This is a genomic window from Salinisphaera sp. PC39, assembly GCF_040361335.1.
In the GTDB taxonomy this organism is placed as follows: Bacteria; Pseudomonadota; Gammaproteobacteria; order Nevskiales; family Salinisphaeraceae; genus APNM01.
Window position 1 is genome coordinate 1 of record NZ_APNM01000025.1, and the last position, 19,976, is coordinate 19,976.

General features: G+C 67.9%; 24 protein-coding genes, 1 tRNA gene and 1 pseudogene. 15 read left to right on the plus strand and 11 right to left on the minus strand.

Going from position 1 to position 19,976, the window contains the following annotated elements:
* Positions 1–246: 246 nt before the first annotated feature.
* The 4 genes from gspF to gspC form a co-directional block, all read right to left on the minus strand.
* Positions 247–1,458, minus strand: a complete 1,212-nt coding sequence (gene gspF / locus PC39_RS16105) for a type II secretion system inner membrane protein GspF (RefSeq protein ID WP_353254438.1) — start codon at positions 1,456–1,458, stop codon at positions 247–249.
* 80 nt (positions 1,459–1,538) lie between these two features.
* Positions 1,539–3,071: a type II secretion system ATPase GspE gene (gene gspE / locus PC39_RS16110; protein ID WP_353254439.1), complete on the minus strand. Its 1,533-nt coding sequence runs from the start codon at positions 3,069–3,071 to the stop codon at positions 1,539–1,541.
* A 16-nt stretch (positions 3,072–3,087) separates the two neighbouring features.
* Positions 3,088–5,133, minus strand: a complete 2,046-nt coding sequence (gspD, locus tag PC39_RS16115) for a type II secretion system secretin GspD (protein WP_353254440.1) — start codon at positions 5,131–5,133, stop codon at positions 3,088–3,090.
* On the minus strand, positions 5,130–5,978 hold the full coding sequence (gene gspC / locus PC39_RS16120; protein WP_353254441.1) for a type II secretion system protein GspC: 849 nt from the start codon (positions 5,976–5,978) through the stop codon (positions 5,130–5,132). The genes gspD and gspC overlap by 4 nt, the downstream gene beginning before the upstream one ends.
* Positions 5,979–6,155: 177 nt before the next feature.
* On the opposite strand from gspC, the gene PC39_RS16125 reads away from it, so the two are divergent.
* From PC39_RS16125 to PC39_RS16135, 3 genes are all read left to right on the plus strand, one after another.
* Complete coding sequence (locus PC39_RS16125; RefSeq protein ID WP_353254442.1) at positions 6,156–7,895, plus strand: ExeA family protein; 1,740 nt, start codon at positions 6,156–6,158, stop codon at positions 7,893–7,895.
* A gap of 1 nt (position 7,896) precedes the next feature.
* Positions 7,897–8,586, plus strand: coding sequence for a general secretion pathway protein GspB (locus PC39_RS16130; RefSeq protein WP_353254443.1), 690 nt, complete (start codon positions 7,897–7,899; stop codon positions 8,584–8,586).
* Positions 8,587–8,656: 70 nt separating this feature from the next.
* A complete protein-coding gene (locus tag PC39_RS16135) occupies positions 8,657–9,211 on the plus strand; it encodes a DUF2845 domain-containing protein (protein WP_353254444.1) in 555 nt (184 codons plus the stop codon).
* A gap of 1 nt (position 9,212) precedes the next feature.
* Here PC39_RS16135 and PC39_RS16140 read toward each other — a convergent pair whose 3' ends face one another.
* From PC39_RS16140 to PC39_RS16155, 4 genes are read right to left on the minus strand one after another with little or no spacing between them, the layout of a single operon-like run.
* Positions 9,213–9,683 carry a periplasmic heavy metal sensor gene (locus PC39_RS16140; RefSeq protein WP_353254445.1) on the minus strand — a complete coding sequence of 157 codons (471 nt, stop codon included), beginning with the start codon at positions 9,681–9,683 and terminating at the stop codon, positions 9,213–9,215.
* Positions 9,680–10,099: a hypothetical protein gene (locus PC39_RS16145; protein ID WP_353254446.1), complete on the minus strand. Its 420-nt coding sequence runs from the start codon at positions 10,097–10,099 to the stop codon at positions 9,680–9,682. Before PC39_RS16145 ends, PC39_RS16140 begins: the two co-directional genes overlap by 4 nt.
* A gap of 8 nt (positions 10,100–10,107) precedes the next feature.
* Complete coding sequence (locus tag PC39_RS16150; protein WP_353254447.1) at positions 10,108–10,662, minus strand: sigma-70 family RNA polymerase sigma factor; 555 nt, start codon at positions 10,660–10,662, stop codon at positions 10,108–10,110.
* A 16-nt stretch (positions 10,663–10,678) separates the two neighbouring features.
* Positions 10,679–11,122 (minus strand): EF-hand domain-containing protein, encoded by a 444-nt coding sequence (locus PC39_RS16155; RefSeq protein ID WP_353254448.1) that lies wholly within the window; start codon positions 11,120–11,122, stop codon positions 10,679–10,681.
* 177 nt (positions 11,123–11,299) lie between these two features.
* On the opposite strand from PC39_RS16155, the gene PC39_RS16160 reads away from it, so the two are divergent.
* The 8 genes from PC39_RS16160 to PC39_RS16195 all read left to right on the plus strand — a co-directional run bounded on the left by PC39_RS16160 (position 11,300) and on the right by PC39_RS16195 (position 16,492).
* Positions 11,300–11,731 carry a CBS domain-containing protein gene (locus PC39_RS16160; RefSeq protein ID WP_353254449.1) on the plus strand — a complete coding sequence of 144 codons (432 nt, stop codon included), beginning with the start codon at positions 11,300–11,302 and terminating at the stop codon, positions 11,729–11,731.
* A gap of 100 nt (positions 11,732–11,831) precedes the next feature.
* The gene (locus PC39_RS16165) at positions 11,832–12,611 is read left to right on the plus strand and encodes a tyrosine-protein phosphatase (RefSeq protein ID WP_353254450.1); all 780 of its coding nucleotides are present in this window, start codon (positions 11,832–11,834) and stop codon (positions 12,609–12,611) included.
* A 79-nt stretch (positions 12,612–12,690) separates the two neighbouring features.
* Complete coding sequence (locus tag PC39_RS16170) at positions 12,691–12,993, plus strand: DUF1330 domain-containing protein (RefSeq protein WP_353254451.1); 303 nt, start codon at positions 12,691–12,693, stop codon at positions 12,991–12,993.
* Between the two features lie 83 nt (positions 12,994–13,076).
* A complete protein-coding gene (locus PC39_RS16175; RefSeq protein WP_502950889.1) occupies positions 13,077–13,715 on the plus strand; it encodes a PKD domain-containing protein in 639 nt (212 codons plus the stop codon).
* Positions 13,716–13,768: 53 nt separating this feature from the next.
* Positions 13,769–14,032: a type II toxin-antitoxin system RelE family toxin gene (locus tag PC39_RS16180; RefSeq protein ID WP_353254453.1), complete on the plus strand. Its 264-nt coding sequence runs from the start codon at positions 13,769–13,771 to the stop codon at positions 14,030–14,032.
* Positions 14,016–14,387: a helix-turn-helix domain-containing protein gene (locus PC39_RS16185; RefSeq protein WP_353254454.1), complete on the plus strand. Its 372-nt coding sequence runs from the start codon at positions 14,016–14,018 to the stop codon at positions 14,385–14,387. Before PC39_RS16180 ends, PC39_RS16185 begins: the two co-directional genes overlap by 17 nt.
* Before the next feature lie 10 nt (positions 14,388–14,397).
* Positions 14,398–14,808: an acyl-CoA thioesterase gene (locus PC39_RS16190; RefSeq protein WP_353254455.1), complete on the plus strand. Its 411-nt coding sequence runs from the start codon at positions 14,398–14,400 to the stop codon at positions 14,806–14,808.
* Positions 14,809–14,917: 109 nt separating this feature from the next.
* Positions 14,918–16,492 carry a putative bifunctional diguanylate cyclase/phosphodiesterase gene (locus tag PC39_RS16195; RefSeq protein WP_353254456.1) on the plus strand — a complete coding sequence of 525 codons (1,575 nt, stop codon included), beginning with the start codon at positions 14,918–14,920 and terminating at the stop codon, positions 16,490–16,492.
* Positions 16,493–16,565: 73 nt separating this feature from the next.
* Here PC39_RS16195 and PC39_RS16200 read toward each other — a convergent pair whose 3' ends face one another.
* A complete protein-coding gene (locus tag PC39_RS16200; protein ID WP_353254457.1) occupies positions 16,566–16,727 on the minus strand; it encodes a hypothetical protein in 162 nt (53 codons plus the stop codon).
* A 350-nt stretch (positions 16,728–17,077) separates the two neighbouring features.
* Between PC39_RS16200 and PC39_RS16635 the strand changes: the two are divergent.
* Positions 17,078–17,164: pseudogene (locus tag PC39_RS16635) on the plus strand (type I restriction-modification system subunit M N-terminal domain-containing protein); the annotation flags it as partial.
* Between the two features lie 67 nt (positions 17,165–17,231).
* Positions 17,232–17,849: a Fic/DOC family protein gene (locus tag PC39_RS16205; RefSeq protein ID WP_353254458.1), complete on the plus strand. Its 618-nt coding sequence runs from the start codon at positions 17,232–17,234 to the stop codon at positions 17,847–17,849.
* A gap of 16 nt (positions 17,850–17,865) precedes the next feature.
* Here PC39_RS16205 and PC39_RS16210 read toward each other — a convergent pair whose 3' ends face one another.
* Complete coding sequence (locus tag PC39_RS16210; RefSeq protein WP_353254459.1) at positions 17,866–18,039, minus strand: hypothetical protein; 174 nt, start codon at positions 18,037–18,039, stop codon at positions 17,866–17,868.
* 454 nt (positions 18,040–18,493) lie between these two features.
* A tRNA-Asn gene (locus PC39_RS16215) sits at positions 18,494–18,569 on the minus strand.
* 167 nt (positions 18,570–18,736) lie between these two features.
* Here PC39_RS16215 and PC39_RS16220 point away from each other — a divergent pair.
* On the plus strand, positions 18,737–19,300 hold the full coding sequence (locus tag PC39_RS16220) for a cytochrome b (protein WP_353254460.1): 564 nt from the start codon (positions 18,737–18,739) through the stop codon (positions 19,298–19,300).
* A gap of 32 nt (positions 19,301–19,332) precedes the next feature.
* Positions 19,333–19,908, plus strand: coding sequence for a YceI family protein (locus tag PC39_RS16225; RefSeq protein WP_353254461.1), 576 nt, complete (start codon positions 19,333–19,335; stop codon positions 19,906–19,908).
* Positions 19,909–19,976 lie beyond the last annotated feature (68 nt).

The following is a 19,976-nucleotide window of genomic DNA, read 5'->3' on the forward strand; positions in this document are numbered from 1 at the left end:
CCTGGCACTTAAGATGCCGTATAAGAGGGGGGAGTCCATCCCATCAGAAAAGCGCATCGCGCTTTATCCGGGAACCAGGGAAGCGTTCTCCTCGCACTGGACCCCGGATGAGACGCGCCGCGTCTCTCCGGGGTGACGGACAGCCGTGGATATCATGCAATCCCGGATCATGCTTAACGGCGTGTCCGGGATAAAAAATGGCCTTGTCCTCGCTCTGTGTCCTCTGTGCCTCTGTGGTTAGCCCACCTAACGAACGAGCTGGTTCAGGTCGAACACCGGCAGCAGGATCGCCAGCACGATCATCAGCACCAGGCCGCCCATGAGCAGGATCACGGCCGGGCCGATGATGCCCATCACGCCCTGGCGCAGGGTCTCGACCTCGCGTTCCTGGTGCTCGGCGGCGCGGGCCAGCATGGTCTCCAGCTCGCCGGCGAGTTCGCCGTTGGCGATCATGTGCAGGGTGATCGGCGGGAACAGGCGCTCGGCCCCCAGGGCACGGTGGATGGCCTCGCCCTCGCGCACCTTGCCGGCGGCGCGCTGGATCGCCTCCCGCATGGGCAGGTTCGAGACCACGTCGGCGCCGATGGTCATGGCGTCCAGCGCGGGCACGCCGCTCTGGGCCAGGATCGACAGGGTGCGGGTGAAGCGGGCGGTGTTCACGCCGCGCACGAAGCGCCCGATCACCGGGAGCTGCAGGATGCGCCGCTGGACCTGGCGGCGGATCGGCTCGCGGCGCAGGGCATAGGCGGCCCCGACCACTGCCGCGGCCAGCCCCAGCGCCAGCAGCCAGCCCCAGGCGCGCAGGAAGTCCGACATCCCGATCAGCGCCTTGGTCAGCCCCGGCAGTTCGGCGTCCACGCTCTCGAAGACCTGCACCAGATTGGGTACCACCGTGGCCAGCAGAACCACGACGATCGCGATGGCGATGAAGGTCAGGAAGGCCGGGTAGAGCAGGGCGCCCATCACCTTCTGGCGCATCGCCTGCTGGTCCTCGACATAGTCGGCCAGACCCTCCAGGACCTCGTCGAGGCGTCCGGATTGCTCGCCGGCCGCGACCGTGGCGCGGTAGAGCTGGTTGAAGCTCACCGGGAAGGACGCCAGTGCCGAGGCCAGGGTGCGGCCCTCCACCACCTGCGAGCGCACGCCCATGATGATGCGTTGCGGCCGGGCGTTCTCGGTCTGCTCGGCGACGGCCTTCAGCGCCTCCTCCATGGGCAGGCCGGCGCGCGAGAGGGTGGCGAGCTGGCGCGTGAACAGCGACAGGTCGGTGACGCTCATGCCGCGCTCAAACGAGAACAGCCGACGCGAGCCGCCGCTGTCGGTGACCGGGCGTACCTCGAGCGGCGTCAGGCCGCGGTCGCGCAGTTCCGCGCGCACGGCGCGCGGGGCGTCGCCCTCGATGACGCCCTTCTTCTCGCGACCGCGGGCGTCGAGGGCGGTGTATTCGAAGGCGGCCATGAGTCAGGCGAAAGCGGCAGGATGAGAGAGACGGGCAAGAGCCGCGGGGCGGCCGTTGTTCCGGCGTTCGCCCGGCATCGTTATTCCTTGACCTCGTTCGCGCCGACGATGCTTTCCTCGCGCGTGACCCGCAGGACCTCTTCCAGGGTGGTCACGCCCGCGAGGACGTTGCGGCGGCCGTCGGCGCGCATGCTCGGGGTCTGCGTGCGGGCGTGCGCCTCCAGCACGTGCTCGGCGGCTTGGTCGTGGATCAGGGTACGCATGCGGTCGTCGACCACCACCAGCTCGTAGATGCCGGTGCGGCCGCGGTAGCCGGAGTTGTTGCAGGCCTCGCAGCCGGCGGGGCGATAAAGCGTGGGCGGATCCTCGGGATCGCACTTGAGCCGTTCGCAGGCCTTGGCATCGGCGGTGTAGGGCACGCGGCACTCCTTGCAGAGCACGCGCACCAGCCGCTGCGCCATGATCCCGATCACGCTGGAGGACAGCAGGAACGGCTCCACGCCCATGTCGCGCAGGCGGGCGATGGCGCCGACCGCGGTGTTGGTGTGCAGGGTCGACAGCACCAGGTGGCCGGTCAGCGACGACTGGACCGCGATCTCGGCGGTTTCCAGGTCGCGGATCTCGCCGATCATCACCACGTCCGGGTCCTGGCGCAGGATCGCGCGCAGGCCGCGGGCGAAGCTCATGTCGACCTTGGTGTTGACCTGGGTCTGGCCGATGCCGTCGAGGTAGTACTCGATCGGGTCCTCGACCGTCATGATGTTGCGGCTGCGGTCGTTGATCCGCGTCAGGGCGGCGTACAGCGTGGTGGTCTTGCCGGAACCCGTGGGACCGGTGACCAGCAGGATGCCGTGCGGTTTGTGGATCAGCTCGTCGATGTCGTGCAGGGTCTGCTCCGGCATGCCTAGCTGCGACAGGTCCAGACGGCCGGCCTGCTTGTCGAGCAGGCGCATCACCACCCGCTCGCCGTTGCCCGAGGGGATGGTGGACACCCGGATGTCTACCGGGCGGCCGGCGATGCGCACCGAGATGCGTCCGTCCTGCGGCAGCCGCTTCTCGGCGATGTCCAGCCGCGCCATCACCTTCACGCGCGATATCAGCACCGGCGCCAGCGAACGCGGCGGGTGCAGCACCTCGCGCAGCACGCCGTCCACCCGGAAACGCACCGTCAGGCGCGATTCGAACGGCTCGATATGGATGTCCGAGGCGTTTTCCTTGACCGCTTCGGTGAGCAGGGCATTGATCAGGCGGATGATGGGCGCGTCGTCGGCCGATTCCAGCAGGTCCTGCGGCTCGGACAGCGCGCGCGCCGCGCTGGACAGGTCGATGTCCTCGTCCAGGCCCTCCACGATTTGGGCGGACTCGGCGGCGTCGGTCTCGAAGCTGGCCTGGAGCAGGCTGTCGAACTCCTCGGCGGTGACCGTGTTCAGCCGCAGCGGCCGGCCGACCTGGCGCCGCACCTCGCACAGGGCGGTGCGGGTGACGTCCGGCCGGCAGTTGATCTCCATGCCGTCGTCGCCCAGGTCGCGGGCGAGCATCACCCCGTAGCGCTTCGCGAAGGCGAAGGGCAGCCGGTGGGGTGCTTCCGGTTCGCGGCTGGCTTCCTCGCTCATGGCTCGATATCCCGCGTCAGCGGGGCTGGTTCAACTGGTCGCCGCGTCGCTTCTCGCGGTCGGCTTCCGTGCCGGATTTGTCCGACGGCGCCGTCGGTTTCTCCTGGACCGCGTCATCCTTGAACACCGGGTCGTCGGTGAAGCTTTCCAGCGGCGGCGCCATCGGCCGTTCTTCCTCGTTCATCAGCGGGATGCTGTTCTCGCGCTGCTGCCTCTGCAGTTCCCGCATGTAGTCGTATTTCTGGCGCGTATAGTAGGAGGCCGCGCCTTCGCCGCGCATGACCTTCACGCGGATGAAGTTCAGTAGGTTCTGCTTGGTCTTGTCGACGGTGCGCGAGGTGAACAGTTCACCCAGCAGCGGGATGTCGCCGAGCACCGGCACCTTCTGGCGCGATTCCGTGACGCTGTCGTCGATCAGGCCGCCCAGGACCAGGATCTGGCCGTCCTCCACCTCGACCGAGGTCTTGAGGGTGCGGTTGTTGGTGATCAGGTCCACGGCGCCTCCCGCGCCCTCGTTGATGCTGGACACCTCCTGGTCGATCTTGAGCCGGATGGTGTTGCCGGCGTTGATCTGCGGGGTGATGCCCAGGGTCAGGCCCACGTCCTTGCGCTCCACGGTCTGGAACGGGTTGGTCACGCCCTGACCGGTACCGGTATTGGTGTACTGGCCGGTGATGAAGGGCACTTCCTGGCCGACCTGGATCTCGGCCTCCTCGTTGTCCATGGTCATCAGCGACGGCGTGGACAGGACATTGGTGTTGGAGTCGCCGGACAGGGCCTTGAGGAGCACGGCGAAGCTGGTGCCGTCCTCGTTGAACTGGCCCATGCCCAGGTTGAGGCCCTGCTGGATCAGTCCCAGGGGCGAGCCGTCGCCGGCCAGGCCGGGTATGGCCTGCAGCGTGTTGGGATCGAGGATGCTGGCGGAGGCGACGCGCTCCTCGTTGAACACGGCCACGTCCACGCCCAGCTCGCGCGAGCGGTCGATGGTGACCTCGGCGATGATCGCCTCCACCAGGACCTGGCCGCGGCGGATGTCGAGCTGGCTGACGACGTCCCGCACCTCGCGCATGATGTCGGCCGGCGCGGTGACCACCAGCGCGTTGGCGTCCGGCTCGGCGATGATCCGCACTTCGCCCTTGGAAACGGCGCCGCCGTCGCCGCTGCCCGACGTCTGGCGCTCGGTGAAGGTCTTGAGCACCTCGGCCAGGGATTCGGCGTCGGCGTAGTCGAGATAGAGGACCTGGGTGCCGCCCTGGGACTCGCGCGGGGTGTCCAGGTCGGCGATGATCGCCCGCAGCCGCAGGCGCGAGGACTGGTTGCCGGCGATCAGCACGCTGTTGGTGCGCACGTCCGCGATCGCGGTGAAGCTCTCGCCGCCGCGGTTGGAGTCGCCCTTGAGCTGGTCGACCACGCGCACCACTTCCTCGGCGCTGGCGTGCTCGAGCTGGATGATCTCGACGTCCTTGGAACCCTGGCGGTCGATGCGGCGCACGATGTCGCCCAGACGCCGCACGTTGGCGCTGCGGTCGGAGATGATCAGGATGTTGGAGGCGGGGTAGGCGGCCAGGTGGCCGTACTGCGGCACCAGCGGCCGCAGGATCGGCACGAGCTGGTCGGCGGGCACGTTCTCCACCCGCATGACCCGGGTGACGATGTCCTCGCGGGTGTCGCCGCCGCGGCCGAAGCCGCCGTCCTGCTTGGCGTTCACCTGCGGGATGATCTTGGTGACCTCGCCGGCCGGCACCGCCGAGAAGCCGTGTACCTCCAGCACCGAGAGAAAGGTCTCGTAGAGTTCGTCCGCGGACATCGGCTGGTTGGACAGCACCGTGACCTCGCCCTTGACCCGGGGGTCGACCACGAAGTTGCGTCCCGTGATCTCGCTGACCGTGGCGATCAGCGCGTTGATGTCCGCCTCCTTGAAGTTGAGGGTGAAGGCGTCGCCGTTGGTCTGCTCGACCCGGGCTTGTCCCTGCGATCCCTGCTGGGCCGTCGCCGGCCCGGTCGCGATCACGGCGGACGCGGCCAGGGCCGCCACGGCAAAGGCTGTTCGGATAGCGGTCATTGGAAACTCACGGTCATCGTTCTTTGCTCTCCCCCGCGTTCCAGCGTCACGGTGACGCTGCTGGCTTCGGAGAGCGTGCGCAGTACTTCCATGTTTCTGCTCGCGTTGTCGAGCCGGACCCCGTTGATGGCCGTTACCAGCTCACCGGGTCGGAGGCCCAGCTCCCGGAATAGTTCCCGTTCCTGGCCCGGGTAGATGCGGTAGCCGATTAAGTTACCGTCCTCCCGCTCGGGCTGTAAACGAATGTACTGTGAAATCGTCGCCGGGTCATTGAGTACCTGCCGGCGGATGCCCCCGAGTTCCTCGGCGGCCGCGCCGGTCACGCGCTCGCCGCCGGCGACCCGGCGCACGGCGCCCTCGGGCCGCTTGTCGCGCTCCAGGGTCAGGGTCTCGTAGCGGCCGTTGCGGTCCAGGATCACGCGATTGGCGTAGATCGCGTGCAGCTTGACGTTGCTGGTCACGGTGTCGCCCACGGCGTAGGCGCTCTGGTCCCGGCCGTCGGCCCGGATCAGGGCCCAGGAGCGCTCGCCGCTGCGGCTGGAGACGATCCCGGTCAGCGTGAGATTGAGCCGGGTCTCCGGCGCGTCGATCACCTCGTCGGCGGCGCCGGGCGCCTCGGCCGCCTTCTCCCCGAACAGATGCGCCGCGGCGATGGTGTCCACGTCCACCGGCTCGCCGGTCGCGGTGCGCGAGCCGGCCACGGCGAAGTCCCCGGACAGCGGCGTGGTCTCGACCGGCCACAGGAGCCAGAACAGGCGCGCGGCCGCCAACCCGATCATCACCACGATCAGGGCGTTGGCAAAAGCGGGCAGGTACGGCGCGAAACGCCGCGCGTTGGCTGGCACGGTCCCCGTCATCGGCGCATGATAACGTAGTGCGCCCGGGCGCGTTAGGCGGTATCGGTCTTTGTCACGGAACCGTCACGGCAGGGTCCCGGGGGGCGATTCCCGTCCCCGCGGACGACGGGGTAACATGCGCCTTTCCTCATGGGGCGGGGCGGACGGCCCGGCTGGCGACACGCAATGTATCTGCGCTATTTCGGATTCCAGGACCATCCGTTCTCGATCACGCCGGATCCGGCGTTCCTGTACCTGAGCGCCCATCACCGCGAGGCGCTCGGTCACCTGCTGTACGGCACCGGCGAGCACGGCGGGTTCGTCCAGCTCACCGGCGAGGTCGGCACCGGCAAGACCACCCTCATCCGGGCGCTGCTGTCGCAGGACATCGAGGACGTGGACGTGGCCCTGTGCCTCAATCCGCGCCTGACGGTGACCGAGTTCGTGGCCGCGATCTGCGACGAACTGGGGGTCGACTACCCGCGCGAGCCCGAGCCGACCCTGAAATCCCTGGTCGACGCCCTCAACGCGCACCTGCTGGAAGCCCACGCCGCCGGCCGGCGCACCGTGGTGGTGCTGGACGAGGCCCAGAATCTCAGCCGCGACGTGCTGGAGCAGGTGCGCCTGCTCACCAACCTGGAGACCCACAAGCACAAGCTGCTGCGGATCATCCTGGTGGGGCAGCCGGAGCTGGCCGACCTGCTGCAGCGGCCGGACCTGCGCCAACTCGCCCAGCGGATCACCGCGCGCTATCACCTGTGCAGCCTCAACCGCCGCGAGACCCGCTCTTACATCACCCACAGGCTGGAGCGGGTGGGCGGCGGCCCGCACGTGTTCACGCCGGCGGCCTGCGCCGCCGTCTATCGCTGCACCGGGGGTGTGCCGCGACTGATCAACATCGTCTGCGAACGGGCCCTGATGGGCGCCTACAGCGAGGGCCGGCGGCGGGTCGGCTGGCGCACGGTGCGCCGGGCCGCGCACGAGACCCTGCCGCGTTACGGCGGGGGCGAGCCGCGCCAGTGGCGCGACGCGGTGATGCCGGCGGCGGTGCTGCTGGGTGCCACGGCGCTGGCCCTGGCGCTGCACTACGGGGTGCGCGGCGGCGCGGACATGACCGGGCTGTTCGCGGGCGTGGGCGACAACATCGACGACGCGGTCGCGACCGCGGACGCCGGCGACGCCGCGTCGTCGGCCGCCGAAGGCGGCAACGCCGGGGGCACGGGGGACAAGAGAGAGGCGGCCGGCAGCGGGGACGGGACGTCGCCGGCCCGGTCCGGCGGCGGGGACGCGGCCGCGAAGTCCGCGCCGGCCGCCGATGTCGACAGCCTGGCGCTACCCGGCGGCAGCGCCGGCCTGGATCAGCTCCTGCGCCTCTGGGGGGTGTTCGGCAGTGCCGTCAACAGCGACTGCGGCAACCTGGCGGTCGGCGATCTGCGCTGTTTCTCCGCGCGCGGCGGTTTCGACGACCTTGCCCTATACGATCGCCCGGCCTTGCTGACGCTGCGCGAGGGCCGACACCGGCGGCGGGTGCTTCTCAGCCGTCTCGACGACGCCACCGCCACCCTGGTGTTTCCGCAGGGCACGCGCGACGTGCCGCGTTCGCGCCTGGCCGAGCTCTGGACCGGCGAGTTCCAGGTCGTGTGGCGGCGCGCGGCGGCGCCGAGCTATGCCGGCGTGGGCACCGTCGGCCAGTCCGTGAGCTGGCTGCGGCGCCGCCTGGCCCTGGCGCGCGGCGAGAACCCGGACGCGCGGGTGGGGCAGCCGTCGCCGGTGTTCGACGAGACCCTGGAGGCGGAGTTGCGGCGTTTCCAGCTCACCAACGGCCTCGACCCGGACGGCATGCTCGGGCCGCGCACCATGATCGTGCTCGAGAACCTGACGCCGACGCCCGGCACGCCGCGGCTCACGGGTACGGGAGGCGGTTGACGTGTCCTATCTCCTGGATGCCCTGCGTAAGGCCGAGCGCGAACGCCACCGCGAGCGCGGGCCCGACCTCGCGGATATCCACGAGCCGCTGGCGGAGACGGGCCGGCAGCGGTTGCCGGCATGGGTGGCGCCGCTGGTCGCGGTGCTGGTGCTGACCAACCTGGGCGTGGTGGGCGCGTTCTGGCTGCTGCGGGACGGGAATCCGCAGCCGCCCGCGGCGCCGGCCTCCCCGGAGACCGGCACGGCGGCGGCCGCCGCCCCGCCCGCGAAACCCGCGCCGCCGCCCGAACCGCGCGCCGCGACGGCGGCATCGCCGGCGCCCGCGCAACCGCGGCCGGCGCCGTCGGCGGAGACAACGACCCGCCCGCAGGCCGCGCCGGCTCCCGCGCGGCGGGAGGAGCCGGCCACCTGGGCCGAGTCGGAATCCGGGTTCGACGGCGAAGACAGCTACCGGGAGCCCGCCGACTCGGTGGCGGCGTTGCCGGCCGACGTCCGCCGGCAACTGCCCGGGATCGAGGTCAACGGCCATCTGTACAGCAGTGTGCCGGGGCGCAGCTTCATCCTGATCAACGGTCGCCGCTACCGCGAGGGCGAGCGCCTCCGCGAAGGCCCGGCGATCGTGACCATCGACGAGGGCGGCGCGATACTGGATTACCGGGGCGAGCGCTTCCGGGTGTCCGCCCCGCGCTGAGTTTCGAGCCGGGATGCCGCTCCGTCGTCAACCAACGCCCGCGGGATCGATACCGTCGCTCCTCGCTGCCATGCTCCTGCTTCTCTGGCCGCCGTCGCCGGCCGACGCCGCCGACGGCATGCGTTGCCAGGGGCGGCTGGTGGATCGCGGCGACAGCGCCGCCGAGGTGCGGGCGGTCTGCGGCGAGCCCGATTTCACCGACCGCTGGGAGGCGGACGAGGTGCCGCCGAACGCCGTGGTGCCGGACGTGCGGATCTGGGTCTACAACCCCGGGCCGGGACGCCTGCTGTCGATCCTGCGTTTCCGCAACGGCCGTCTGCAATCGGTCGGCAACGACGGCTACGGCTTCGCCGTGCCCGGCCCGCGCGACTGCGAGCCCAACCGTATCGTCCCGGGCATGAGCAAGTACCGGCTGCTGGAAACCTGCGGCGAGCCGATGCAGCGCGACGCCATCGTCCTCAACCGCCCCCTGAGGCATCGGCCCGGCGGCTATTTCGTCACGGTGCGGCGCGAGAAATGGCTCTACAATTTCGGCAGCAGCCGCCTGCAGCGCGAGGTGACGCTGGAGAACGGGGTCGTCACGGACGTGACCACCGGCGAGCGGGGTTTCCGCGAGGACGACTGAGTCACTCGCGTCGCTCGTCCCCGGCGCCGCCGTGATGACGGTCGCGCGACGCCCGTTGCCGCCAGTTGCCGGCCCAGTCGCGGCGGACCTCCGGCGGCATGCGCACGGCCGCGTCCCGCATGATCGTGTGGGCGGTGGCCTGCAGGCCGGAGGTGGCGGCGGCCAGGTCGGCCAGGGCGCGATCCAGGGCCGCCGGGTCCAGATCCGGCTCCGCCAGGGCCGCGGCCAGGCGCTGCCGGGCCTCCCGGTGGGCGTGGAACTGTTCGCGCATCTCGCCGCGATGCTCGCGGAAGGCGGCGTGCAGCACATCCCGCGCCGCCTCCGGCGCGCCCGGCAAGGGCCGCAGGAAACTCATGTGCGGGCGTTCGCCCGCGTGCCGGCCGAGCAGGATGCCCGCCAGCAGTAGATTGCCGGCCAGCGACAGGGCGAGCGTGACGCCCAGTGCCGCGAGCCAGCGACGCGATCCGGTCATTGCCAATCCTCCTCGCTGGTTACCTGGGCGTAGACCACGGTCGCCAGGTCGACCTCCGGGCCGTCGTCGAGCCAGACGGCGCCCATTGCCATCCCGGCCAGGAAACAGGACAGACCCAGGGCGGCGCCGGCGGTCCACCAGCGCGCGGGCAGGCCGGGGATCGCCGCCGTGTCCGGCACGGTCCGCGGATGGGTCGCGGGAATCGCACGCAGCCGGGCGCGCAGCCGCGCCGGCGCGACCGTTTCGGTCTGCAGCGTCTCGAACCCGTGTGCCAGGGCGCGGGCCGCGGCCAGCCGCCGCCGGGCCTCGGCCGAGCGCCGGAGCAGGCGGCGCGTGCGCAGTCGCTGCGCCACGCCCCAGGCGGCCGGGTCCGGGCCGCGGGTATCGAGCAGTGTCTGGAATTCTTGCAGTGTCATGGCAGCCATCAACCTCCGTCACGGGCGCCGGCCAGGGCCGCGCGCAGACTGCGCCGCGCACGCACCAGCAGCGCCTCCAGCGCCTTCACCGAGATCGTCATCGCCGCCGCGGCCTCGCGGTTCGAGAATTCGCGCTGCAGGCTCAGCGATACCGCCGTGCGCTGGTTCGCGGGCAGGCCGTCGATGGCCTTGGTCAGGCGCTCCCGCTGGAGCGCGGCCTCCGCGGCGGTTTCCGGATCGCCGTCCGGGGCCGCCTGTTCGGGCGGCGAATCCGGCATCGGCGCCTCGACGGTGCCGCGGCGCATGTTGAGGCAGGTGTTGGTGGTCACGCGGTACAGCCAGGTCGTGAACCGGGCCCGGCCGGGCCGGTAACGGTCCGCCCGGGTCCACAATCGCACGAACACCTCCTGCGCGGCGTCCTCGGCGTCGGCGTCGTTGCCGAGGATCCGCCGGGAGAGCGCGAAGACGCGGTCGGCATGGCGGTCGGCCAGGACCTCGAAGGCGTCCGCGTCGCCTTGCGCCACCCGTGCGACCAGTTCGTCGTCATCCTCGCGCTCCCCCATGCGGACGCGCCCCGGCCTACGGCTTGTCCATGCCGCGGCGCTTGTCGCGCATCGCCTTCATCTCGTCGCGCGTGAGCTTGCCGTCGCCGTCGGTATCCGCCTTATCGAAGAAGGGGAAGGGGGCGTCGGCCATCTCGTCGCGGGAGATACGGCCGTCGTTGTCGGCGTCGAGCTTGTCGACCCAGGCGTCGCGCTTCTCCTGCATCCGCTGGCGCATTTTCTCGTGGCGCCCCTCCATCTTCTTGCGATGGGTGTCCATCTCTTCATCGGTCACATAGCCGTCGCCGTCGGCGTCCATGCGATCGAACATCTGCACCCGCATCTGGCGCATCTCTTCCTTGGAGACAGCGCCGTCGCCGTCGGTATCGGCGCGGTTGCCGCCGTGCGGGAAGGCGAGGGCGGTGCCGGTGCCCAGGAGCAGGGCGACCGCGGGCAACAATATTCGGGTCATCGGGGTCATGGCGGATCTCCATCCAGGGGACCGCCGGCGAATCCGGCGGGTTCATGAGTGATACACATCGTCGCGGCGAAACCCTGCGCGCCGTCTTCGATTGTGCCACCGGCGCCGGCCGGGTTGACGCGGGCGTCTCGCGGTAGTGTGCTGTCGATGCGGCAATCACCCGGTCGGGAGGGTGCGATGACCACCACGGTACGGGAAGTGCTCGATACCAAGGGCCGGGACATCTGGTCCGTCGGCCCGGACGCCACCGTCTACCAGGCCCTGGTCCTCATGGCCGAGCGATCCATCGGCGCCCTGCTCGTGTTGGAAGGCGGCCGGCCGGTGGGCCTGCTCTCCGAGCGCGACTACGCGCGCAAGGTGATCCTGGCCGGACGCGCCTCGCGCGACACGCCGGTCCGCGATGTCATGACCACGCGCGTGGTCGGGGTCGCGCCCGAGCGCACGGTCGAGGAATGCATGGCGCTGATGACCGACAAGCGTGTCCGGCATCTGCCGGTCATGGAAGGCGAGCGGTTATTGGGCGTGGTCTCCATCGGCGATCTCGTCAAGGCGATCATCGCCGAGCAGCGCTTCATCATCGAGCAACTGGAGAGCTATATCTCCGGCTGACCCACATGCCGTGTCGGGGATTGCCGGCGGGGCGCCGGCGCGATTTCCGGTAAAATGGGGTGTTGTGATTCCTGACCCATTCCGGACCGGACGACGCCCCATGGAACGAGAGATTGCCGTCGAGGGCGGCTTCAACCTGCGCGACCTGGGCGGCTACGAAACGGTGCACGGCGACCGCGTTCGTTGGCGCCGGGTATTGCGTAGCGGCCATTTCAACGAATTGTCGGAGGCGGGGCGGCGCGAGGTCGCCGACCTCGGCATCCGTACCGTGGTCGATCTGCGCGAGCAGTGGGAGATGGAGGCCATGCCCTCGGAATGGTGCCGCGGGCGCGATGTCGAGATCGTCAATGCGCCGCGTTCGCTGCACGAAGCCTTCGACAACCGCAAGCTGTTGAAGTGGGACGAGGAACAGTCCCTGGAGGACGCGCGCAAGCAGCGCATCGACACCTACAGCCGCAAGCCGCGGCAGTTCGCGCCGGCCGTGCAGCGGTTGTTCGAGGTGCTGGCGCGCGACGAAAGCTATCCGGTCGTCTTCCACTGCATGACCGGCAAGGACCGCACGGGCTTCATCGCCGCCGTGCTCCTGGAGTGGCTGGGCGTCGACCGCGAGACCGCGATCGAGGACTATCTCTTCACCACGCAAGTGTTCGAGCGCATGCCGGTCGAGCGCATGCAGAGCATCCTCGCTCACTACGGCCTCAAGCCCGGCCGCGAGCAGGCCCTCCAGGTCCTGGCCGAGGTGCGCTCGGAGTACCTGGAGGCCAGCCTCGATGTCATCGATCGCGAGCTGGGCGGCCTGGAACGCTATGTCTCCGAGGTGGCCGGCGTCCCCGACGAGCAGCGCAAGGCCGTTCGCGAGCGGTTGCTGGAGACCGCCTGAGCCGGATTGTAGGACAGGAAATGGTATACGCTTGTCGCCGGTGCGGGAGGCGCACGACGACAAGCGAGGAGATACCACCATGTCCGTCTACTGGATCGGAGTCTACGATATCGCCGACGAGGCCGGTTACCAGCGCTACCTGGAGGGGGCCTTGCCGAACCTGCAGAAGCACAACGTCGAAATACTGGTGGCCGACCCCACCGCGCGCTGCAAGGAGGGCAGCCCCCGGCAGATGGCGGTCGTGCTGCGCTTCGAGTCCGAAGATCACGCCATGGCCTGGTACAACGATCCCGAGTACCAGCCGCTCCTGAAGCTGCGCCTGGAATCCACGACCAACCAGACGGCCCTGCTGGCGCAGGAATTCCGTCTGCCCGAGGGCTGACCGGGGAGCGCGGGAGGATACGCGGTCGTCCCCACGGCACCGGCGTCTCCTGGCGGGTCCTGACGATCCTGCTGGGTTTCAGTCTGACCGGGGCCGACTGCGCCTTCTTCTATTCCTCGTCGGGCGGCGACGATGACGACGATCCCGATTTTCTCTGTCCCGTCGCCGACGCCGGCCCCGACCGCGAGGTGCCGGTCGGCAACACCGTGATCCTGGACGGTTCCGACAGCCGCAGCGCCGGTCCGGGGACGCTCGAATACGACTGGGTGCTGGTGACGGTTCCGTCCGCCAGCGAGGCCGCCCTGTCCGACGCCGGCACGGTCTCGCCCCGGTTCACCGCCGATGTCGCCGGCCGGTACACGGCCGAGCTGGAGGTTCGCGCCGGCGGCTGCACCAGCGACCCCGACGCGGTCACCATCACCGCGGTCATCGGCAACGCGGCGCCGACCGCCGACGCCGGCGGGGATCGCCGGGCCGCCCCGGGAGAACTCATTCGTCTCGACGGCAGCGCCAGCGGCGACGCCGACGGCGAGCCCGTGAGCTATCGCTGGGAAATCGCCGAACGCCCGACAGGCAGCACCGCCGTCATCCTCGATCCCCATGTGCCCAGGCCGCGCCTGGTGCCGGACGCGCCGGGCGAATACCGCGTGCGCCTGATCGTGGACGATGGCTGGAAGACGAGTCGTCCGGCCGAGGTACGGGTGACTGCCGACGCGCCTTGAGCGTGCCTGTGTCGCAGTTGCGTCACCAGGCCAAATGCTAATAAAATCTAATAATGCACCGAGTGCAATGGACGCGCCGGGCACTCAAGGAGGCCGCCCGACTCGATCGCACGGACCGCGAACGCGTCGTCGAAGCGGTCGGCGGGTTGGCGGTTTGGCCCGATTGCCGCCAATGGCTGGATATAAAGCCTCTGCGCCGGCATGACCACCAATTCCGTCTGCGTGTCGGTCGTTTCCGGGTGTTGTTCGATGTCGTGGAGGGCCTGCGGGTGGTCTCGGTGGAGCGAGTGAGGAAACGCGATGAGCGCACGTATTGATTACCGTATCGAGGACCAGGGCGGCCGGCGTTATGCGGTCCTCCCGTTGGAGCAATTCACCGATCTGGTCGAACGTGCCGGCAATGCGGATGACCTGACGATTCCGCATGAAGTGGCGAGCCGCCATTTGGTGGAGGAGATCTCCCTGGTGCGCGCGTGGCGGGAGTACCTCGGTTTGACGCAGGCACGCCTGGCCGAACGACTGGGTGTGACCCAGGGGCAGGTGGCGCAGTGGGAGGCACCCGATGCCAGGCCGCGCCGGGCATCGCTCAAGCGCATAGCCAGTGCTCTCGGTCTCTACGTGGGGCAGCTCACGTTGGCGGATGAGCCGACGCCTGAGCGGATGGACCGCTGAATCGCCTCCCGTGTCCGAGCACTATATCAACCGCCGCCGTATCGTCTTCGGCGACTGCGATCCCGGCGGTATCGTCTACACACCCCGTGTCAGCCACTTCGTGGTGGAGGCGGGGCTGGCATTCCTCGGCGCGCGGCTGGGACGGCCCGCCGAGCGCTACCTGTTCGAGCTCGGTATCGGGCCGCCCGCGCGGTCCCTGAACATCGACTTCCTGGCCCCCATGACCTGGGACGACGAGCTCGACATCCGGGTCACGGTCAAGGAAATCCGGACCCACGCGTTCACGCTCGCGATGGAAGCCTGCGTCGGCGATACCAATACCTTCAACGCCGAACTGGTGATGGTTTGCGTCGCCATGGACACCTTCAAGACGACGTCTATCCCCGCCGAGTTGCGGCGTGTGCTGGTGGCTGACGGATGATCCCGGTGGGCATCGGCCCGTGTGCCGTCCGGGCTGACGGTGATGCGTGGCTTGACAACAAGCCGGGACACGGGCACTTGTGGTTCCGGGGACCGCCTTGAATCGAGCCATGCGAAGGCTGTTCAGACGCCTGTTGAATCGCGATGTGCGCACCGGCCTCCTCGCCGGTGCCGCCTATCTGGCGGTATCCCTGCTGTGGATCGTGCTCACGGACGGCCTGGTCCGCGAAATCGCCGCCGGGCCGGATGAAATCGTCCGCTACCAGACGATCAAGGGTGGGTTTTTCGTATTGGTGATGGCCGTGGTCATCGGCGTCGTCGCTTATGTGATCACGCGCCAGAACGAGACGGCCACCGAGATCCTGGACGCGCTGCGCACGGATCCGATCACCAGGCTTCCCAGCCGTCGGGCCGCCATCGATCTGATGGAACGGTGGTTACGGCGCGGTGACTCGTTCAGCCTGCTACTGCTCAACATCCGCCGGTTCGGCCGTTTGAACGCGGCACTCGGGCGGTCGGGCGGCGATGCGGTGCTGGAGCAGGTCGCCCAGAGGCTGATCGGTATCGGCCAGCCCGAGGAATTGATCGCGCACATGGACGCGGACGAGTACGTGGTGGTGCTGCCCGGCGCGAGTCACCGGGATGCGATGGAGCGGCTCGCGCAGATAGCGCGGTCGTTCGAGGAGCCGATCAGCCTGCCGGAAGCGGACATCGTCATCGAGCTGGCCTCCGGATACGCCAGGGCAAGGCGGGATGGCGTCACCGTGCCGCAGTTGCTCGACGTGTGTCACAGGCGTTTGGAATCGACGAAGCAGACTTCGGGGAGTTCCGTCGTCACCGGCTGGTCCGACGCCCCCACATCGGCGGGGGATTTGCGGTTGGAAGGGGAATTGCGCCAAGCGATCCGCGCCGGCCAATTCGAGGTCGTCCTGCAGCCCCAGTTCCGTGTCAGCAATCTGGACATCGTGGGTGCGGAAGCGCTGGTGCGCTGGCGGCATCCGAGTCTGGGTATCGTCGGACCCAAGGACTTCATCCCCCTGGCGGAGTCCCTGGGCGTCGTCGTGGATATCACCGAACAGGTGCTCAAACAGAGCATTGCCCAGTGGAACGATTGGCGCATGCGCGGTTTCGCGATCGGCCGGCTTTCGGTCAACCTGTCCGGCATCGATTTCGACAGCGAACGAATCCTGTCCGTGGTGGCGGCGGTCCGGGAGAAATACCGTCTTCCGGGAGCCACCCTGACCTTCGAGATCACCGAGACCTGGTTTGCGAAATCGCACCAGACCGCGCTGCGGATCGTCCAGGCGCTTCAGTCCCAGGACATATGCGTGGCATTGGACGATTTCGGCAAGGGCCAATCATCCCTGGCCCAACTGCTGCGTTTCGAGGTGGACCAATTGAAGGTGGATCGCGCGTTCGTCACCGGCTCGGCCGGGATCGCGGAAAAGGTCGCCATGCTCACCGCGATCCAGCGCATGGCCGGCGCGCTCCACATGGAAACGGTCGCCGAAGGCGTCGAGACCGAGGACGATTACCGTCTGATCAAACGGCTCGGCTTTGACGTGGCCCAGGGATTCCTACTGGGCCGTCCCATGGCGCCGAACGAGTTCGAACAGACCTTCCTGGGAGATCGGTCGGGCGGTCAACTCGCCGACATGAAGGCACGACTGCTCGGCCATGCTTGAAAACCCGCCTTGGCCCGCTGTGTTCTAAAAGCATCATGCCGAAAAGGGCGGGGTGCCCTTTTCGGACATGAGCCTAGAAGCGCTCCGGTTGCTCCAGCCAGGTCGAAGAGAGCGTGTTGAAGGCCTGACCGCCCTGGTCGGCATCACCCTGACTGACCACGGTCGCGGCGCCCATGACGAAGCCGGCCACGACTCCGAGAACGCCAAGCCAGAATTGATCGCGATAGGTAGTCATGAGTCCTCAGTCCTCTCGATGCGGTTGCTTTTGACGGTATTTATTCTAACCGTTTCTATTGTGCAATGCAACATACAACGGGCATGAATCGCTCCTGACATCGGTCTTGAAGCTGGTGCTCCGGAATTGCCGCGGTATGGTTCCCGGAGGAGTTCGACCGATTGCCGCCAGGCAATCGGGACAACAGCTTAGCCGTTGCCCTAAGGGTGAGCGCCGAAGGCACCCATCAGACGTTGCCGATGAATGGCACTGTATGACGTAGACTGATTACGCTTCGACCTCGCATCATGCATGCATTCGCCGGGCACGACCCGCGCTGTTTATATCGATAGGAACAATTGCCGTGGTATTACAAGGACTACGTGCTGACTTCGCTGTTCATGAAGTACGTGCGCGACAAGAAAGATTCGCTGATTGAAGTCTCAAAGGGCGCCAGCCTTGGGCAAAGTTTGAGACGCTGGGCCTGGTCGACACTGCTGCAATCCAAGATCGGCTAAAGGTCGAATGACAGATCGCTATCAGATCAGCGGGACCGAAGGTCAGTTTGAGCCCGGCTCGGATGACAAGGTGCTGGCCAACAAGCTGGGGATCGTCGATCCGGACGAGATGGACGATCTTGAGTCGCAGCTGCTGGAAGACCTTTACGAGTCAGTCCTATGGCGGGATTTCCCGGATCGGCGCTTACAAGTATCCGATCTGAAAACCTGGCATCGCCGCTGGCTGGGCAACGTCTATATCTGGGCGGGCGAGGAACGTAGCGTCAACTTGAGCAAGGGCGACTTTCATTTCGCGGCTGCCGCGCAGATCGGTCGTCTGCTCGGCGAATTCGAGGACGGATGCCTAGGGCGATATACGCCGTGTCAAGGATTGAGTGAGGAAGCGCTGATCGACGCAATCGCCGTTACTCATGTCGAATTCATCCTGATCCACCCGTTCCGGGAGGGTAACGGCCGACTGTCACGCTTGCTGGCCGACGTCATGGCCGTGCAGGCGGGAAGGGATCCGATGGATTACAGCGCCTGGGAAGCGGATCGGGACGGTTACTTCGCCGCGATTCAGCACGGTCTGACCGAAAATTACGGGCCGATGTGCTCGTACGTGCGGCAGGCTCTATCGGCCTGAGGCTGGTAACGAGGGGTTACTCGGCGAGGGAGACGTGACGATACTTGCCGGACCGGACGCGAAGCTTGCGTTCGATTGTTTGGACACTTTTCCCGGTCTCGATGGCGGTGGAACTGGCTACCGCGCGGCGGATGGCCTGTTTGCTGGGGAGCTTGCGGGTTTCGGCCCGCTTGGGTGTTTTGATGGTCATGGAGCGGCCATCACGGCAACTTTCTAGGCCAAATTGTACTCCCATAACGACATGCGGCAATAGTGGTCGTAATAGCTTTGAGGGTGCGAGAGATGATAGCGATGGTGGCTGTGAATGCAGCCATGGATGGCGTCAGTCTGGCAATCGGGACAACAGCTAAGCCGTTGCCCGAAAGGGTGAGCGCCGCAGGCGCTCATCAACCCCGAAGGCGGTGAGAGCCCCCTGAAACGGAGGCGTCACGATTCCCTGTAATCTGAGGAATTCGGGGCTGGAAGAGAGATGGCTCCCCGGGACGGGCTCGACCGATTGCCGGGAGGCAATCGGGACAACGGCTTGGCCGTTGCCCGAAGGGTGAGTGCCGCAGGCACTCATCAACCCCGAAGGCGGTGAGAGCCCCCGGAACGGAGGCACCGCAATTCCACGTAATCACGGGAATTTGGGATTGAAGAGGAGGTGGCTCCCCGGGACGGGCTCGAACCGCCGACCCGCTGATTAACAGTCAGCTGCTCTACCAACTGAGCTACCGGGGAACGGGTTTTCTGCGCCGAGCCATGCGGCGCAGGCGCGTATCCTATGGCATGGGGCACGGGCGTGCAAGAGATGCACGGCCGGCGCCGGGCGCGGCGGACCGCGGGGCTTGAACCCGCGGGGCCGAATGCGGTCTTATCGGGACACGGCGTTCCGGGGGAAGACGGCCATGTGGCGCGACAGCGAGCACTCCTACGGCCTGGTGGCGATCCTGCTGCACTGGGTGGTCGCGGCGGGCGTGATCGGGCTGTTCGTGCTCGGTGTCTGGATGGTCGGGCTGACCTACTACGATCCCTGGTACAACCGCGCGCCGGACTGGCACCGCAGTCTGGGCGTGCTGCTGCTCGGCATCCTGGTACTGCGCATCGTCTGGCGCCTGGCGGTGCCGCGGCCGGCGGCGGAGCCGGGCCACAAGCCCTGGGAGCGCGTGCTGGGGCACGCGGCGCACGTGTCGTTGAATCTGCTGACCCTGGCGGTGATCCTGGCCGGCTACCTGATCTCCAGCGCGGACGGCAGCGCCGTGGCGGTGTTCGATTGGTTCCGCGTGCCGGCGGCGTTCGACGGCTTCGAGCGCCAGGAAACGCTGGCCGGGGTGTGGCACAAGTGGCTGGCCTATGCCCTGATCGGATTGGCGGCGCTGCACGCGCTGGCCGCCCTCAAACACCATTTCGTGGATCGCGACCGGACGCTGCGCCGCATACTGTGGCCGACGCGCGGGCGCGACGGCGAATGAATCCATTCCTCTACCCAAAGACAGGAGCGATCATGCGAATCCTCACCGCGTTTGCGTTGACCCTGGCGCTGGCCGTGCCGGCCGTGTCCCAGGCGGCGGAGCAGTACGCTTTCGACACCAAGGGGCAGCATGCCTTCATCGAGTTCCGTATCCAGCACTTGGGCTTCTCGTGGCTGTACGGTCGCTTCAACGAGTTCGACGGCAGCTTTACCTACGATCCCGAGAACCCCTCGAAGAACTCGGTCCGGGTGACCATCGATCCCGCGAGCGTGGATACCAACCACGCCGAGCGCGACAAGCACCTGCGCGGCGAGGATTTCCTGCACGTGGACAAGTACCCGGAGGCCCGCTTCGTGAGCACCGGCTGGGAGTCCACCGGCGAGGACACCGCCAAACTGACCGGCGACCTGACGCTGCACGGCGTGACCAAGGAGATCGTGATCGATGTCGAGCACATCGGCGGCGGCGAGGACCCCTGGGGTGGCTACCGGCAGGGCTTCCTGGGCAAGACCGAGCTCAAGCTGGCGGATTTCGGGATCGACTACGACCTGGGGCCGGCTTCCCGGACGGTGGCACTGACGCTGTCGGTGGAAGGTGTGCGGCAGTAGGGTCCGAGCGCCTCTCCCTCTCCCCGCTTGCGGGGAGAGGGGCGGGGTGAGGGGGTGTGGATGTTTTT